The sequence below is a fragment of the Bartonella sp. TT29SHDZB genome (assembly GCF_042193395.1).
Classification (GTDB): domain Bacteria; phylum Pseudomonadota; class Alphaproteobacteria; order Rhizobiales; family Rhizobiaceae; genus Bartonella.
Genome location: NZ_JBHILQ010000017.1, coordinates 12,631 through 29,037, shown reverse-complemented (window position 1 = coordinate 29,037; position 16,407 = coordinate 12,631). Strand labels below are relative to the sequence as shown.

Here is a 16,407-nt window from a genome sequence, read left to right as displayed (position 1 = left end):
TTACATCAAGAAGCGTTAGCAGACTTCAAAGAAACATTAGAAACATTGTGCGAAGCGTGCTTTATAGAGAAATGTTAAAAATCCTATTCCCTAACTTTTATTTACGCGTCCCTCACTGTAAAAAAGCTGTATAAATACAGCAAGTTATTTTTACATAAAACTTACATGTTATCCATAAATGGTATAACGGTAAAGCCCCCGTAAAATAATCAAAAAATCTATCGAACCTCACTCTCTTTATGCTTAATAAAAGAGTAAGCGAGCACCATTATCGTATTTATATTTTTTTCCCAAGACAGTGTTAATATACGTATTCATTGTAGGCATTTTTTCAGTTTTTATCTGTATGCTAACCACGTTTGGAATGTGAGAAACATGCTTTTGATTGATTTAATATAAATAAGCTTGCCATGAAACAATCTTACAGTATTGAGATCTCTCATTTAAGTTGAAAGACAATTGATTATTATTATAAATCAATATGATGTATAGATTGTCGACATTACAAGCGGTGTGTGAACGCTCAATGGTTAATGCCAATGTTTTTGTTATGGGGGAGGGGGATCGGGTGATAATGAAGTTTTGTATAGCGTACGAGACGTAATTGAGAGATGATTGTTTAGAGGGGCGTTTAGTGAAAAAACTTTGAAAGCAAATGCGCACTCCTTCTGCACTTTAAAAGCCCAAGGGGTTTTAAGTGAAAGAGTGATTAGAATAAGTATTGTGTGTTATATTTTAAGGATAGCGATTTTTTCAGAGCTTCTTAAGTGTGTCCCGTTGAACCAAAACCTCCTGTTCCACGGCTCTCGTTATGGCTTGGGGTATTTTGCTCTGGTTCAATGGCGCAAACATTAACTTGAGATACGGGGGCGATGACTGTTTGGGCAATGCGCATGCCCCGTTGGATTGAAAAGTCTTCTTGGCCTAAATTGATAAGAAGGACTTTGACTTCACCACGGTAGTCACTATCAATCGTTCCTGGAGTGTTGAGGCATGTGATGCCGTGTTTTAAGGCTAAGCCAGAGCGTGGACGTATTTGTGCTTCAAACCCAAGAGATAAATGAAAAATGAGACCTGTTGGAATAAGTGCCCGCTGCCCAGGGGCAAGAACAAGCGTTTCTTCTTCTCCAATTGCTGCCCGTAGATCAAGACCCGCAGAACCTGCTGTTGCGTAGCAAGGAAGTTCTAAACCTTGTCCGTGTGGAAGACGCTGAACGGATAAAGTCTGGGCATGTGAAGATTGAGAAGAGACAGGATGATTGTTTAAAGGGGCGTTGGTTTCAGTGTGCGACATGATCGAGGCATTTCCAAAATATGAGGTCTAGAAGAAAATGATACTTTAACAAAAGATATCTATAAAACCAAGTCGATAAAGGTGTGTGGATATAGGTTGTCCCCAGAGCTTGCTTATCATCTCTTGCTGACTTAAAATATTCCACAACACCACCTAACATCATCAAAGGCATTTTTCAATAATGGCATCATCAAGGATGGCTTATGCCTAGGGGCATGCGCTTATTTGAGATCTAAATTATGGTTACAGATAAGATTTTTTAGATACTACCGATAAGAATACCCGTGGCAAAAACCAGAGCACCCCCAATGATGACCTGTAAAGAGGCGCGCCAAAAGGGAGTTGACATGTATTTGTTCTGAATCCAGACGATGGCGCCTAGTTCGAAAAAAACAATGATAAAAGCAATAATTGTCGCTACATAAAAAGAGTTGATCAAATAGGGAAGAGTATGACCTAGTCCTCCTAATGTTGTCATAATGCCGCTGGCAAGACCTCTTTTTAATGGCGAACCACGCCCTGATAATTTTCCGTCATCATGGGCTGCTTCTGTAAAACCCATTGAAAGTCCCGCACCAATTGAAGCTGAGAGCCCTATCAAAAAAGTTTGATGCGTGTCTCCCGTGGCAAAAGCTGCGGCAAAAATGGGGGCAAGGGTGGAGACAGAGCCATCCATTAATCCTGCAAGACCTGGTTGAATCCAAGTCAAAAGTGTTTGTCTTTGCGTTTTCGAGGGTTTTTTTATGGTGTGATTTGCCGCTGTTGTTTTTTGGGAGGGATGGCGGCTCTTGCCTTTCACAAGAGAAGTTTTGTCACATAATGAACCGATAGTGTTTGCACGATTATGGCAAGAAAGGCACAAAAGTTGCTGATAATTTTTAAGCTCTTGAAGCCCCATGGCGGTAAAAACCGCCGCTTCCTTAGAGGAATAAGGTTCTAGAGCTTTTGCATATTTTAAATAGAGCGCCGCATGTTGCTCTTTTATTTTGAGCGCTTTAAGTATCACGTTTTGTGCTGAACGAAAGGACAGAGCTTTACGTTGTACAAATGAAAAAAACGATCTCAACATTTTCTGTTCCTCTGTACTTTAGAATAATTCTAAAACATAAGAAAAATAAACCGAAAGTCAATCTAAAAGTTAAAAACTGACAAATTACAAAAAGGTTGCACTGAGAAAAAAGGTGATGGGATGTTGAGAAAGTACAAGGAGATTTATCAAGTGGAGTCGACAGGGGTGCATGAAAGAAATAATTGCGTGAAAAATTTAAGAGACAATGTGCTTTATTTTGCTAAAGGGGCGTTTGAATGGAGCATTCTAATGTATTGATGCTCGAGAATATAGGAAAAGAAATAGGCTTGGCATCATCATTCATTTGATGCGTTCAAAATACTGTAACAGCTCTTAGAATTTGAAATGATTCTTTTAAAGGAGATCTTTTTCAAGGGATAAAAGCCCATTTCGCGAGGGTGGGCCCCGTGAAGAGTATAGAAGGGTAGAGCCGCAAAATTTCCATGAAATAATATAAACTCCATTGAGTCTTCTTAATCTTTACGCTTCATAAAAGAGCAAGCCGGCATCATCATACACCTTAGCTCCCAGTGTTGCGAAAGTCTTTAGCACGGTTCATTATAGGCATGGCATTTTATTGTACAGTTTTACGCCACTTGATCCCACTTGTGGAGGTGTAAGACAGTATTCTTATGATATTTACGCGCATTTTAGCGTTGTTACAGCTTTTGCATTTAGATGGATTTGTTAGCGTGTAACGAATTATCTTTTGTGCTGTAATTGCAGGGGCAGGTTTAAGGGTGGGAGTGTATAAATGAGAGAGATATTATCATATCAAATTGTTTGATCACGCATAAAAATTTATGCTTTATGAAGGGGCATTTATCGCCTTGTAACTTGCCTGATATCTTGTATGAAAGCCCAAAATTCAGTAGGATTCCTCTCACTTCAAAACTTCTTATATTGAAGCAATTCAAATCATTTTCTTGTGGATCACAAGGAGGGGGGTGGGTGCTGTGTTTTTATTTAAAGTATGGGATGAGTTGCAATGTGAGAAGTGCATAATCTCTACGCGTTAACAAACGTTTTTGATGTTTTTAAAAAAGAGCGAAATTGTGCAGATAAAAAAGGGAGCATATATGGAAAATAGTGATGGTTTGAAATTTTGGCGGCTTTCTGAAAAACTAACAATACTGCAGGCAGCGCTTTTAATAGTTGGATTAAATCCAGGAAAGTATTTGTTTGTCAACAAATTAGAACCAGAAAAAAGTGATATTTACGAAGATAACCTTTCCGTATCATCAGAGAAAACTGCTAATTTCCGTGCAGCCTATCATGCTATCGTTCAAGCGGGAAAAAGCAATCGATTAGAGATAGAATGGTCGTACTATAATTTTTCGGATTTTATAGATGCAGATTCCTCATATGTTCGCGTTGATGATTTAAAAGAATGGCTTTCGTCGCGTGGTCTGCGTCCTGCGTTTTTTTTCCCTGAGGATGCTGCTGCTGAGACTAAGGACCAAAAATATGCGTTTCAAGATCCAACGCATCCACGTTATGCTCCAAAGCTTGCTGCTATTGTTGCGGCATGGGAAGCGGTGAGTGAGGTTGAGGGTGGTAAAACTGTTAAAGGAACGCTTGCAAAATGGTTGCAACAGAATGCTGATCAATATGATTTACACAATAAGAAAAATGGTAAGTTAAAAAAGGATGTTATTGAGGAATTAGCGGCTGTTGCGAATTGGGAACCTACCGGAGGGGCGCCTAAAACACCTGCCAGCTCTCTTTTATCAAAAGAAAAAAAATAAAAAGATCACTAAAATTGTGCTGTTTTTTTTGATAATTCTGAAGATAATCTCTTTTTCTGGGGGAGATTTTTACTTTTCTTCCCTAGATTATAAGTAATTGTTTTTCAATGAAAATAATTTTTATAACTGTTCCAATGACTGTTCAGGCGGGGGAAAATAGACATTTTGGGGCAGTAAAATTTACCCTGTAGTTTTCGTAACTTACCTCTCTATTTTTGTTTGATTTTTTTGGGCATTTTGCAATCCATTATAAATTGAAATGAGAATGCAACATGAGAAAAATATTTTCTTTTTTTACGGTGCGTGGAAGTGCAAAAAATCCTCAAGTAAATGCACCGATAAATACACCGATATTGGAGCAGCCTGTTGCCGATGAGGTGGTGCGTAAATCGTTTAGAGTAGGTGTATTATCGTTTTGGTTAAAATTTGAACTTATCGTTGTTATAGAAAAGGTCAAAGCTGAGCGCCATAGGCTCTCTCCATAAAGAAATCTTGTCATCTATGAGCGAGTGAGGATTTCTCTTGAAAAATTTGCACAATAGTAAAACTCGTTAGCAAAACCCGTTCTTTGGCGTAACAAAAAGGATGTCATAAATGATTATCTCATCATAAATATGCTTTAAGAATAACCCGTGCGTGGCGAAAGTCTATGGCATAGTCGCTATAGATTTTTGCTCCGTGTGTGATGATCAATACTCTTGTTTATCTCTTGTCAATGCAAGTGCCCATGAAAGTGATGAGAGTCTATTGCTCCATTGTGATGCTTGGTGGTTCATGTTTAGAAACGACAAGTGTATTGAACGCGATAGGGCTGATAGAAGGGAGAACGTATCCTGTAAAAATAGGTGTGTCTTTAAAATAAAGCTGATAAACGAAATTATTTTTTATCTACCTTTTATATGGTGAGAAAAAAGGCATTCAAAGTGCAAGCATAAGCAATTCAGCAATAAATCCCAAAATAGCATAGATCGTTTCTAGGAGAAGAGGAAGAAAATCTATCTGCAAAAGCTATGTTAGGTCATGTGACCGGTGAAATAATGTGGTTAGGGCAATAAACAATTGTTTTTGGTGAAGAGATAGAAATCGGTCGTGTGTTGATTTCTGGTTTATTAGAGAATTTTCTTTGTTATCTCGTAAAATACGATCGTTTGAGGTGTGGTCATATAAAGCGAAGCTTTTTTTTAATCTTGGAAAGATATTCCCGTTGCGGAAAATCATATAAAGTTTAAGCAACGGCAGCACGATTTTTTGTGCAATGAAATGATAAGTATGTACAATATCTCGGTAATCTCCATGGGAAACTTTACCGGATCCAAGGTGTGGATATTGTCTTCTGCTTATCCTAAATCGCAGATATTTCAAAACAACAACGGTGGAGCAAAACAACAACGGTGGAGAATGAATGTTGGATATGTTCTAGGGAAGGTTGCAAAAAATGGCAGTTTTCAAAAAAATACCAAAAATGACGAAAGGAGCGGTTGCCCACTCCTTCGTTCCTATCTCCCCTTGCGGGGAAGCGGTCACCATTACTGATGCCGTGTATGCTGATATAGATACACTTATTTTTCTCAAAAGTCAATACTGTAAATGCGGTAAATATTTGAGCATCAGAGCTACAACTTTATGAAAATCTTCGCAGGATAACCTTGGAACGGTACGTGAGCAACTTAAACGACTTACAGAAACTGTTGTGACATAATTGCAGATAATCCACGCTTTTTTATTCTCTATGGGAGATTGTATTGGATACGCAGCGGGATTATTGGGTTGTGATTTCGTTGAAAAAGGTAAAACTGTTACATTTCCATATAATTTTGCATTCTTAGAAAGCACTAAAACAGGCCGCTTTTTCCAAAATTCAGGGAGTATCGAATCATGAGGAAAATCGCACCAAAAAACTTGCCTGATGCGTGGTGCCGATTTGATTCGTGGTTTTATATGAGGTGGTTTTTGGTAAGGCGCATTTAAATCTCTTTCTCTTATATGCTCGCGCCATGCATTATGATCATGTTCCATCATAGTACATGGTTCTTCAAGTTTGGTTATATCTAAGGAAATAGGTGATAGGATAGAAGGCTCTGTGTTCTTATCTTCAGCCATAGCAGACCATTTATATTTATTGGTCCCCTCACTTATTATTTTACGGCTTTTCTATCACGAGTTTTTATCAAAATGTTGCTTATAAGTACAGAGAGGTGAAACCATAAAATGGATGTATCTGCTTATTTTTGTCTTTTGAGTACAACGCTAGAGGAGGGATGTTGGTGACTCGTTGGTGTTGGTGGGGTGGTTTGGCGGTGGGTGGTTTTGGGTGGGGATTGGTGACTGGAGAGTTGTTGGTTAGGGGGGAAGCGATTGGAGAGAACGAGTGCACGCGGTTTCGTTTCTATTTTATGGTTAGAGTTTTTTATTGCTTGAAAGAATGCCTTTTGAAGTAATATAGAGGCTTATAAGGGAGAAAAATAGGCTTGAGACGACATTCCAACCGGCAAATGAGAGAAAAAGAAAGCGTGTGGATGCTTCAGAACAAGAAGGGGGATGAATGCTATTTAATTGGTTAAGCAGCTGGTTAATGTCTGAGGTTTTTCTGACTGCGCTTAAACCACAACTGAGGGGAGCTGCCCAAAAGCCATATTCAACACCCGCATGATAAATGGCTAAAACAAGGCTGATGCACATTAAGACAAAAACACACAAAAATAAAAGTTGTACCCAAGCAGTTATGCGAAAAAAATATGCCCCAAAACCTGCTAAAAGCAAAAATGGTATGGCACCATAATAGGGGAAACGCTCTATGAGACATAAATCGCAAGGAAGATACCCTCCGAAATGTTCAAAACCAAGGGCAATACCTATTGTGGCAGACAAGCAAAAAGCGAGAAAAAAAGCCCACAAACTTTGTTCTTTTCTGCTGGGTTCAAGATGAAGGTGCTTGTGTAAAAGTGGGTGAGAAGACAAAACGCATGCCATTAAGTCTGTTCCTTATAAAAGCTTCTTGTTTAAAAAAGCTATGAAAATCCCATAAATTAAAAGGAGGCTAACACAACCAATGAGAACAATCCATTTGAAATGCTGTACTAGAAAATTCATTGCTTTTTGCCCAAAATGTTTAATCAGCCACGCGAGAAGATAAAAACGAGCGCCTCTAGAAAAAATACAAATAAGCACGAAAAGTTCAAGACGTACACTCATGACACCAGCCAAAATTGTGACAATCTTGATGGGGGGAAGATGAAAAAAACCTGATGTTATCAGTAAAATGATTAGAAATTGCAGGGTTGCACTATTTTTCAGAGATTCAAAACTTTCAACCTTACCATAAATTTCTAAAATGGGCTTGGCAAGGGTATCATAGGCAAAATGTCCGATAAACCAACCGGCAATGCCTCCTAATACAGAACAGATCGTCGCAATCAAAGCATAGCGATAAACCTGCTTTTGATGAATAAGCAGCATCGGAATATATAAAACATCTATGGGAATTGGAAAAACAGAACTTTCAATAAAGGCAATGAAACCAAGCCAGTGCGGTGCTGTACGCCGATTTGCTAAAGAAATCGTCCAAACCTTTAATTTGTTTAATATCATGAGGCTTTTATAAGTTTAAGAGGTAAAGACTTTACAAATGAGATTGCTATAAATCCGGTAGAGAAATCCAATAAAGAAAATATTCCATAAAATAGATAAGAAAATGATATGAATTCTTAAAAAATGAGAAGTCTTCTGTTGACGAATCTGTTCTTCTTCATATAGTGCAAAGGAATAATCGACAAGTCTGTCTTTTATAGTCCTGTCTTTTATAGCTGTGTGCGGGTGTGGTGGAACTGGTAGACGCGCCAGACTCAAAATCTGGTTCCGAGAGGAGTGTCGGTTCGAGTCCGACCACCCGCACCACTTCATAAATATTTCCCTTTATCCTGTTATGGCGCATCACGTTGTTTTATAAAACATGGGGGGTTATAAAACGTGAGATTCATAGACCGTGTTCAATGTTTTGCATGTTGAATGAAAAACCTCGAATACCGTAGGATTCTCTCATTTCAAGTCTGCTTCTAGTAAATCAACCAAAATCATGTCGCTCGTACGTTACAAGCTAGATGAGCTCGCGTGGAGTGAAATTTTACAAAAAATGAATAAAAATGCCTCTTATGCTGTTTCAAGGGCATCATTGGAGGTAAAGTGTATGATGGATGGTGCCAGCTTGCACTTTTATGAAGTGTAGAGATGGTGTTCTATAGACTTTATATTCTTGTAGGTGTTGTCGCAAAATGGGCTTGAGGGTTTTGAGAGATGTTTCTTTAAAACACGCATGTGAATTGGCAACCAAAGTGTCTTGAATTTGAGTGTGTTTGGTTTGAAGCGTTGTTGTATGACATGAGGGGGATCGCCAAAAAGATATGTGAGCAACAAAAGCATGGGGTAGTGCGTAATCTCCACTCTTTAAAAGACAGAGTTTTAGAGGTTTAAAAAAATAGTGCTTTAGAGGCTTTATAGATTTTATATTCTTGTAGGTGCTTTCGCAAAATGGGCTTGAGGGTTTTGAGAGATGTTTCTTTAAAACACGCATGTGAATTGGCAACCAAAGTGTCTTGAATTTGAGTGTGTTTGGTTTGAAGCGTTGTTGTATGACATGAGGGGGATCGCCAAAAAGATATGTGAGCAACAAAAGCATGGGGTAGTGCGTAATCTCCACTCTTTAAAAGGCAGAGTTTTAGAGGTTTAAAAGATTGTGCTTTAGAGGCTTTTGGAAGTCGTAAAGCAGAGGAAAAGGGTAAGGTTGGAAATTGGGTTTTACCTTGACAACTTCATGTGCTCCCCAAATGAAGCTGTCTCCCCGTTACAGAAATTACATAAACAGAAAACCGCAATATCCTCTCTCCACTCTGGCATACAATAGCTGTAAAACACTGTCGTTTGAAGTGTGGTAATATAGGCATTTGTAGTGTGGTCATATAGGGCATACTTCCTTGAAACGTTACAGTATTTTTTCAGGGTGGGTTGGATATTCTTCAGTGTGTTTGTCTTGCTTTAGGTTTAAGAGCATTCCATGAGGAGGAGCCCAGAGAAGCCCGCCCAAGATCCCCCTAAGAGTCCCCAAGAGTTTTTGTGCTTTTATAAACGGACTGTGCTTTTATAAACGGACATGGTGTTTAAAAATGGATTTTTAAACATAGGTTTTTAGAAGCTTTATTCTTTAAGAGCGGGGAGGAAAGTCAACATATATCCTATAAAACTGCTATTGATGCGCAATATCCATATTTATTTTAAAGAAATATCTCTTACATAACGGCTCTCATTTATTTTACGATGGCGCTCAGTGGTATGATAGTAAAGCTTTTATATTCCAAATGCATTACATGAAAGGCTGCGAGGATAGAAGCTTGCTTTAAGAGAGGGAGAGGCTTTATTGTTTCGTGACTATTTGTTTACAGTTTAGTACTGTTTTTTAGAATCTATGTCTTTTTAGGGGAAAGGGGCATAAAAAAACCCCGTTTTTAACAGGGTTTTTTAATCATTCAATTTTTCTACAAAACTTAGAATTTGTAAGCGATACCAAAGCGAACATCATGCGCTTGAGAAGAGATTTTAAGGTTATCGTTTGCAAAGTTCTTTTTAAAAAAATCTGAATAACGATATTCTGTACGCATAATGATATTATTTGTCATTGCAAGATCAAAACCACCACCAACAGTGTAACCAATCATTGTTTTTGTCTCATCTAACACATTGCCAGAAGCAAAAATTGTCGAATCTTCTTGCGATTTTGATAAAAGTGACATGATATATTGCATCTGTTTATAGGCTATACCTCCTGCAATATAAGGCATAAGACGATGGGAAGCAAAACCAATGCGCGCGCGCGTAGCACCAGCCCCTATTTCTTTCAATGTTACACTGCTAACAACAATGTCACCATAGTTGGGTATCGTTTCATCCTGAGCTGCAGGTTTTATGATAGGAATCCCAGCTTCTTTAAAGGCAACGTTAATGGAGTCTAATTTATCTAAAATTTTCTTTCCACTGTCTGTTTGGGTGCTTTTCCTCCCAGACCAGACTAAGTCGGTATCAAAACCGAAAACAAAATCTCCTAGATCAATGTTAGAACCTGCATACAACCCTGTTCTCAATCCTGATAGTTTCGGTGATAAATCTCTATCAATCCAAGCCCATTTTCCGTCTCTGGCTTCTTCTACATAATTTAGAGTATTTTTATTGGAAAAATATCCGATTTGTCCTCCTAAATAAAAACCAGACCAAGAAAAAGGTGCAGAAATAGTAACCGGTGAAATACGTGACGATGAATCATTTTGCAATGAAACCTTCGGTTCTGATTGCTTAAAGATTACCGTATCTGCTGCTTGCGCTGTTGAAGCGGTAATGAAAGTAAAAATAGATAGTGCTATTAAACATTTTGTTTTCATAAAATATCCCCAATTCATTTAGAATATAAATCGCATTATACACGAATCGGTTAAAAAAATCTATATTTAATAATCATTATGAAAACTAAAATACTCAAAAAAATCTATAATTATTCATATTTAAGCATTCTTAAAACTTGTTTTCATGCTATTATCTCGCGTTTGTATTGATTTTTCAGTATTTTTTATATACACACTTCAGTATTCTCTATGTTTTAGAAAAAATTATAATATAGTAAACAAGCTTTTTATTTATTAAAAAACATTATTTAATATATATTAAAAATACTCTTTGTTGTTAAGTGTTAAATGTATTATCCACTATGATTGAAATTAATGTGCTTAATATTTAATTGAACGTAAAAAATGCATATTGGCACCATTATATTCTTTGCTCGTTTCTGATATTGCGTAGCTTTGTATTGCGATAGCCTTTTGAGCACTTGAGGAGATGAGCGACTTTATTTCTTTTTTATCTATATGTGCCACTTTTGCTTATGGCAATCTAAGCGAATAGTTTTGATTGCCAAGCGAATAGTTTTGATTGCCAAGCAAATAGTTTTGATTGATTGAATGGAATACGAAGAATAAGAAGGAGTAAAGTGCGAGAATCTCAAGTCTCATGAGGTTTCTTATGCGCCATGTAAAACGGATAAACTCTCCGTTCCGTTCGCTTAAAGCCGGAACGTGGATGAGAGCCTAAAAACTGAATGTCGTTGGCTATTTTAAAGAGATTAGCGCGTGCATTCAGATTTTTGTGGAAATGGGTGAGGGTGTCATAATGGGCAAATGCCTCCAATTTCTTGCGAGCTGTCAAGGATATCCCGTCAGAGAGTGAATTGTTTCAGCAAAGATCAAAACCTTTCAGTGCATCAAATTTTGTTCCAACAGCTGTTCCTCTATTGAGCACGCCCCATCTTCACGCTTCATAAAAGAGACATTTCTCAATGTTCCTAAACCCATTTCACGACGGCGATTATGAATGGTATAACGATAAATCTATTGAGCACCTCTTTTACGCTTCATAAAAGAGACATTTCTCAATGTTCCTAAACCCATTTCACGACGGCGATTATGAATGGTATAACGATAAATCTATTGAGCATCTCTTTTACGCTTCATAGAGGAGCAAGCCGGTGCCATTACTATATTTGCCAGTTCGTGGGTGTTGTGACAGTCCTCTCCACAATGTTGTGACAGGCCCCTTTGTCCGTTGTGACAGTCCTTGGCGCTTGAGGTGGTTCATTAGAGGCGTTTGTAGTCCTTATCTTATACAATTTCTATCCATACATTCATTGCGTTTGTGATGTGCTAGTCAGTGATTTTGATTGATGCAACATGGGACAGATTTAAAATGAGAAAATCTTACGGTATTTAGGATTCTCATTCAATATGGATAACGCTAGATTATTATTATAAATCAATACATTATCTCATTGAGATAAGAGTTATCTACCCAATGTTATCAATAATGATAACATTGTAAGCGTAACTACTATGAATTCATTAATCTTTTTTACTTCGATTGAAATTATGTCTATTAATACTGATTTTTTTTGAGCTAATTCTGTTTGGTTGATAGCTAATTGATTTTTAAAATCAAGATGTGAAGCTAGAATGAAAAACACCTTACGGTCATAGCCATTTAAATCACTTTCTGCCAGTATAGCCATTGGGTGTTGAGCCATGACTATTCATTTCTTTCCAAAACCGTTGTGCCTTTTAAGTACAACATAAGCAACAAAACCATCCATAGCATAAATGCGGACCAGAGCCTAAAATGAACGCTGTGGGTAATTGTTATCGGTCATCATCGGGGTGTTTACACCCCGATTTTTTGACAGAAAGATTTGTTTTAAGACGTTTGCATCTTTTTTAGTGGGTTGTTTATTGGGGAGCAATCATCTTTTTAGGATCAACTAATCGATCATAATCCTCTACAAAAACGCCTGCTTTTAATGCTTCGGTGCGCAAAGTTGTATCATTTTTATGCGCTGCTTTGGCAATTTCAGCAGCTTTTTCATAGCCAATTTCTGGTGCAAGAGCTGTGACTAACATGAGTGAGCGCTCCATGAGCGAGTGAATATGAACACGATTGGCCCGTAATCCTTGAATGCAATGCATATCAAAAGAACGCATGCAATCACCAAGAAGGGTAATTGATTGTAAAACGTTATAGCCAATAACAGGTTTATAAACGTTGAGTTCAAAATGTCCTTGGCTTGCGGCAAAGGTTACGCTGGTATGATTCCCAAAGACTTGGCAAGAAACCATGGTCATGGCTTCACACTGGGTGGGGTTGACTTTGCCGGGCATAATGGAAGAGCCAGGTTCATTTTCAGGAAGACTGAGTTCTCCTAAACCGGAACGTGGACCAGAGCCTAAAAACCGAATGTCATTAGCAATTTTAAACAAATCAGCAGCGAGAGCATTCAGGCTTCCGTGGAAATGCGCAAGGGCGCCATGATGGGCAAGTGCTTCAAATTTATTGCTGGCAGTTTGGAACGTTATTTCTGTGAGAGTGCTTACTGTTTGCGCAAAAGCAACGTCAAAACCTTTGGGTGCATTCAGTCCTGTGCCAACAGCCGTGCCACCTTGAGCAAGCATTTGGACATCGGTTAGAGCATTTTCAATGCGCTGAAGATTGGCTTCTAATGCGGTACGATAGCCTGAAAATTCTTGCCCTAAGGTTAAAGGGGTTGCATCTTGGGTATGGGTGCGGCCGATTTTAATGATGTCTGCAAATTCTTGCTCTTTTTGTTTTAATGTCGCAATAAGAGCTTCAAGGATTGGCAGTAAGTGTTGGCGTGTTTGCAACGTGGTGGCAATGTGAAGCGCCGTGGGAAAGGAATCGTTCGATGATTGACTCATATTGACATGGTCATTGGGATGAACGGGTTTTTTGCTTCCAAGCTTTCCTCCCAAAATCTTACTAGCACGATTAGCAATGACTTCATTGACATTCATATTGCTTTGTGTGCCTGAGCCTGTTTGCCAGACGGAGAGTGGAAAATGCGTATCAAAATCGCCAGCAAGCACTTCATCAGCGGCGGCAATAATTGCTTTTCCAATATTTTCTGGTAGTTTGCCTTTGTCCATATTTACAAGTGCTGCTGCTTTTTTGACAAGGACTAAGGCATAGATGATGGCAAGAGGCTGCTTTTCACTGCCAATATTAAAATTATGCAGAGAACGTTCAGTTTGTGCGCCCCAATAACGATCTTGACGGACCGAAATCGTTCCAAAGCTATCCGTTTCCTGACGTGTTTCAACCATGATAAGATCCTTTTTTGTTCACGGGTTCTCAAAAAAGATAGATAACGCGAAAGTGCAATAAGAGGCAAGACTTTGAAGCTTCATTTAGAAAAATTATTTTATGGCTATTCTTGACATTGAGAGATGCCGATTTTATATCTAACTCATGTTAGCACTCACGTGAAGAGAGTGCTAGCAAGAACTTTTAAGATTAATGCAATTATGTTCAGTTTTAAGGATTTAAAACATGGCTAATATACAATTCCGCCCACTTCACGACCGTGTCGTTGTCCGTCGGGTTGAATCTGAAAATAAAACAGCTGGTGGGATCATCATCCCTGATACAGCAAAAGAAAAACCTCAAGAAGGCGAAGTGATTGCTGTTGGCAATGGCGCTCTGGATGATAATGGAAAGCGCGTGCCGTTAGAAGTCAAAACAGGAGACCGTATTTTGTTTGGAAAATGGTCTGGAACTGAAGTCAAGATTAATGGGGAAGATCTCCTCATCATGAAAGAATCTGACATTATGGGAATTATGGGCTAATTGAAGCGCTTAGTTTTTCATTGTGTACTATTTTGAAAAAAACTCCAAGGAGAAATTAAATGGCTGCTAAAGAAGTCAAATTTGGCCGTGATGCGCGTGAGCGTTTGTTGCGCGGTGTCGACATTCTTGCTAATGCTGTGAAGGTGACACTCGGCCCTAAAGGTCGCAATGTGGTGATTGATAAATCATTCGGTGCGCCTCGCATCACAAAAGATGGTGTATCCGTTGCAAAAGAAATCGAACTGGAAGATAAGTTCGAAAATATGGGTGCGCAAATGTTGCGCGAAGTTGCTTCTAAAACCAATGATGTTGCCGGTGATGGAACAACAACAGCAACTGTTTTGGGACAGGCTATTGTGCAAGAAGGTGTTAAAGCCGTTGCTGCTGGTATGAACCCAATGGATTTGAAGCGTGGAATTGATGCTGCTGTTGAAGAAGTGGTGGCAAACCTCTTCAAAAAAGCTAAAAAAATTCAAACTTCTGCAGAAATTGCACAGGTGGGAACAATTTCCGCCAATGGTGCTGCTGAAATCGGTAAAATGATCGCTGATGCTATGGAAAAAGTGGGCAATGAAGGCGTCATTACCGTGGAAGAAGCTAAAACCGCTGAAACGGAATTGGAAGTCGTGGAAGGAATGCAATTTGACCGCGGGTATCTTTCCCCTTATTTTGTCACAAATGCTGAGAAAATGGTCGCTGATCTCGATGATCCTTACATTCTCATTCATGAAAAGAAATTGTCTAATTTGCAATCCTTACTTCCTGTGCTTGAAGCTGTTGTTCAGTCTGGAAAACCACTTCTCATTATCGCTGAAGATGTGGAAGGTGAAGCTTTGGCAACGCTCGTGGTTAACAAACTGCGCGGTGGTTTGAAAATTGCTGCTGTAAAAGCTCCTGGATTTGGTGATCGCCGTAAAGCAATGCTGGAAGATATTGCTATCTTGACATCTGGACAGGTTATTTCTGAAGATGTGGGCATTAAACTTGAAAATGTCACTTTGGATATGCTTGGACGTGCAAAGAAAGTGAATATTTCTAAAGAAAATACCACCATTATTGATGGTGCTGGACAAAAAGCTGAAATTACTGCTCGCGTCAATCAAATCAAGGCTCAGATCGAAGAAACAACTTCTGACTATGACCGTGAGAAATTGCAAGAAAGACTTGCTAAACTCGCTGGTGGTGTTGCTGTTATCCGTGTGGGTGGTGCAACAGAAGTTGAAGTGAAAGAAAAGAAAGACCGTGTTGATGATGCTTTGAATGCAACACGTGCTGCTGTTGAAGAAGGTATTGTTGCTGGTGGTGGTACCGCATTGTTGCGTGCAGCAAATGCGTTGACTGTTAAGGGAAGTAATCCTGACCAAGAAGCGGGTATTAGTATCGTTCGTCGTGCTCTACAAGCTCCAGCGCGCCAAATCGCAACCAATGCTGGTGAAGAAGCCGCTATTATTGTGGGCAAAGTGCTGGAAAATAATGCTGACACTTATGGTTACAATACCGCAACCGGTGAATTTGGTGATTTGATTGCTTTGGGAATTGTTGATCCCGTGAAAGTTGTGCGTTCTGCTCTTCAGAATGCGGCTTCAATTGCGAGCCTTCTGATCACAACAGAAGCAATGGTTGCTGAAGTTCCCAAAAAAGACACTCCAATGCCTCCAATGCCTGCTGGTGGAATGGGCGGAATGGGCGGAATGGATTTCTAAGCTCTTTTCCATAGACGTAATAAAGAAACGGGTCTTATGGGCCCGTTTTTTTGTATATTTCTTTTGTGCATACGAATTTTCCTCTTTATGATTGTTTCTTTATCTTAGAGGATTATTCTCTTTTCCACGGAGGGATATGTCGTCATTATGAAGAGAGTGAATAGATCTCACTTTTGGTTTTTGGCTTTTTCTCTTGCATTTATGAAATGTTTCTATTGTGCAGAGATTGTGATTGCCTTTGAAAATATTTTGCTGATAAAAATACAATTCTTTGATTTATAATAATTTCTTTCTCATATAGTTCTTTTTTTATTTTAAGCTTATTCATTTATCATTAAAAAATCCTGTGTTTGTGCTTCATAAGGTGAGAGG

The 16,407-nt window shown here is 38.8% G+C and carries 13 protein-coding genes, 1 tRNA gene and 2 pseudogenes; 6 read left to right on the top strand and 10 right to left on the bottom strand.

What is annotated here, in order from left to right:
* Window positions 1-763 precede the first annotated feature (763 nt).
* Entirely contained in the window at window positions 764-1,294 is a 531-nt protein-coding gene (gene dut / locus ACFIJJ_RS07590) for a dUTP diphosphatase (protein ID WP_375646517.1), read from the bottom strand.
* 259 nt (window positions 1,295-1,553) lie between these two features.
* Complete coding sequence (locus tag ACFIJJ_RS07585; RefSeq protein ID WP_375646516.1) at window positions 1,554-2,363, bottom strand: VIT1/CCC1 transporter family protein; 810 nt, start codon at window positions 2,361-2,363, stop codon at window positions 1,554-1,556.
* 1,079 nt (window positions 2,364-3,442) lie between these two features.
* Between ACFIJJ_RS07585 and ACFIJJ_RS07580 the strand changes: the two genes are divergently transcribed.
* The 3 genes from ACFIJJ_RS07580 (at window position 3,443) to ACFIJJ_RS07570 (ending at window position 5,644) form a co-directional block, all read left to right on the top strand.
* Window positions 3,443-4,111: a hypothetical protein gene (locus ACFIJJ_RS07580; protein WP_375646515.1), complete on the top strand. Its 669-nt coding sequence runs from the start codon at window positions 3,443-3,445 to the stop codon at window positions 4,109-4,111.
* 272 nt (window positions 4,112-4,383) lie between these two features.
* Window positions 4,384-4,596: a hypothetical protein gene (locus ACFIJJ_RS07575; RefSeq protein ID WP_375646513.1), complete on the top strand. Its 213-nt coding sequence runs from the start codon at window positions 4,384-4,386 to the stop codon at window positions 4,594-4,596.
* A gap of 841 nt (window positions 4,597-5,437) precedes the next feature.
* Window positions 5,438-5,644, top strand: a complete 207-nt coding sequence (locus ACFIJJ_RS07570; protein WP_375646512.1) for a hypothetical protein — start codon at window positions 5,438-5,440, stop codon at window positions 5,642-5,644.
* Window positions 5,645-5,686: 42 nt separating this feature from the next.
* Here ACFIJJ_RS07570 and ACFIJJ_RS07565 read toward each other — a convergent pair whose 3' ends face one another.
* The 3 genes from ACFIJJ_RS07565 to ACFIJJ_RS07555 form a co-directional block, all read right to left on the bottom strand.
* Window positions 5,687-6,211: a type II toxin-antitoxin system PemK/MazF family toxin gene (locus ACFIJJ_RS07565; protein ID WP_375646511.1), complete on the bottom strand. Its 525-nt coding sequence runs from the start codon at window positions 6,209-6,211 to the stop codon at window positions 5,687-5,689.
* Window positions 6,212-6,508: 297 nt separating this feature from the next.
* A complete protein-coding gene (locus ACFIJJ_RS07560) occupies window positions 6,509-7,081 on the bottom strand; it encodes a disulfide bond formation protein B (protein WP_375646509.1) in 573 nt (190 codons plus the stop codon).
* A gap of 12 nt (window positions 7,082-7,093) precedes the next feature.
* Window positions 7,094-7,699 (bottom strand): YqaA family protein, encoded by a 606-nt coding sequence (locus tag ACFIJJ_RS07555; protein WP_375646508.1) that lies wholly within the window; start codon window positions 7,697-7,699, stop codon window positions 7,094-7,096.
* A 221-nt stretch (window positions 7,700-7,920) separates the two neighbouring features.
* On the opposite strand from ACFIJJ_RS07555, the gene ACFIJJ_RS07550 reads away from it, so the two are divergent.
* Window positions 7,921-8,005: transfer RNA gene (locus ACFIJJ_RS07550), tRNA-Leu, on the top strand.
* A gap of 1,640 nt (window positions 8,006-9,645) precedes the next feature.
* Here the strand turns inward: ACFIJJ_RS07550 and ACFIJJ_RS07545 are convergent.
* From ACFIJJ_RS07545 to fumC, 5 genes and pseudogenes are all read right to left on the bottom strand, one after another.
* The gene (locus ACFIJJ_RS07545) at window positions 9,646-10,533 is read right to left on the bottom strand and encodes an outer membrane protein (protein WP_375646506.1); all 888 of its coding nucleotides are present in this window, start codon (window positions 10,531-10,533) and stop codon (window positions 9,646-9,648) included.
* Between the two features lie 679 nt (window positions 10,534-11,212).
* A pseudogene (locus ACFIJJ_RS07540) lies at window positions 11,213-11,431 on the bottom strand (lyase family protein); the annotation flags it as partial.
* Between the two features lie 116 nt (window positions 11,432-11,547).
* Window positions 11,548-11,722 (bottom strand): annotated as a pseudogene (locus ACFIJJ_RS07535) (DUF4102 domain-containing protein); the annotation flags it as partial.
* 259 nt (window positions 11,723-11,981) lie between these two features.
* Window positions 11,982-12,221, bottom strand: a complete 240-nt coding sequence (locus ACFIJJ_RS07530; RefSeq protein ID WP_375622887.1) for a hypothetical protein — start codon at window positions 12,219-12,221, stop codon at window positions 11,982-11,984.
* A 199-nt stretch (window positions 12,222-12,420) separates the two neighbouring features.
* Window positions 12,421-13,809, bottom strand: a complete 1,389-nt coding sequence (gene fumC / locus ACFIJJ_RS07525; protein WP_375622885.1) for a class II fumarate hydratase — start codon at window positions 13,807-13,809, stop codon at window positions 12,421-12,423.
* A gap of 226 nt (window positions 13,810-14,035) precedes the next feature.
* Here fumC and groES point away from each other — a divergent pair, with 226 nt between their 5' ends.
* Together groES and groL are read left to right on the top strand one after the other, a co-directional pair.
* Window positions 14,036-14,332: a co-chaperone GroES gene (groES, locus tag ACFIJJ_RS07520; protein ID WP_005774667.1), complete on the top strand. Its 297-nt coding sequence runs from the start codon at window positions 14,036-14,038 to the stop codon at window positions 14,330-14,332.
* A gap of 59 nt (window positions 14,333-14,391) precedes the next feature.
* Window positions 14,392-16,035 carry a chaperonin GroEL gene (gene groL, locus ACFIJJ_RS07515; RefSeq protein WP_375622883.1) on the top strand — a complete coding sequence of 548 codons (1,644 nt, stop codon included), beginning with the start codon at window positions 14,392-14,394 and terminating at the stop codon, window positions 16,033-16,035.
* The last annotated feature ends 372 nt before the right edge of the window (window positions 16,036-16,407 follow it).

Bases quoted from the DNA above. Each gene is read 5' to 3' on its own strand.
- ACFIJJ_RS07575 (WP_375646513.1), top strand. From the start codon at position 4,384: ATGAGAAAAATATTTTCTTTTTTTACGGTGCGTGGAAGTGCAAAAAAT.
- ACFIJJ_RS07545 (WP_375646506.1), bottom strand. From the start codon at position 10,533: ATGAAAACAAAATGTTTAATAGCACTATCTATTTTTACTTTCATTACC.
- ACFIJJ_RS07580 (WP_375646515.1), top strand. From the start codon at position 3,443: ATGGAAAATAGTGATGGTTTGAAATTTTGGCGGCTTTCTGAAAAACTA.
- groL (WP_375622883.1), top strand. From the start codon at position 14,392: ATGGCTGCTAAAGAAGTCAAATTTGGCCGTGATGCGCGTGAGCGTTTG.
- fumC (WP_375622885.1), bottom strand. From the start codon at position 13,809: ATGGTTGAAACACGTCAGGAAACGGATAGCTTTGGAACGATTTCGGTC.
- ACFIJJ_RS07565 (WP_375646511.1), bottom strand. From the start codon at position 6,211: ATGGCTGAAGATAAGAACACAGAGCCTTCTATCCTATCACCTATTTCC.
- ACFIJJ_RS07560 (WP_375646509.1), bottom strand. From the start codon at position 7,081: ATGGCATGCGTTTTGTCTTCTCACCCACTTTTACACAAGCACCTTCAT.
- dut (WP_375646517.1), bottom strand. From the start codon at position 1,294: ATGTCGCACACTGAAACCAACGCCCCTTTAAACAATCATCCTGTCTCT.
- ACFIJJ_RS07530 (WP_375622887.1), bottom strand. From the start codon at position 12,221: ATGGCTCAACACCCAATGGCTATACTGGCAGAAAGTGATTTAAATGGC.
- ACFIJJ_RS07555 (WP_375646508.1), bottom strand. From the start codon at position 7,699: ATGATATTAAACAAATTAAAGGTTTGGACGATTTCTTTAGCAAATCGG.
- ACFIJJ_RS07585 (WP_375646516.1), bottom strand. From the start codon at position 2,363: ATGTTGAGATCGTTTTTTTCATTTGTACAACGTAAAGCTCTGTCCTTT.
- groES (WP_005774667.1), top strand. From the start codon at position 14,036: ATGGCTAATATACAATTCCGCCCACTTCACGACCGTGTCGTTGTCCGT.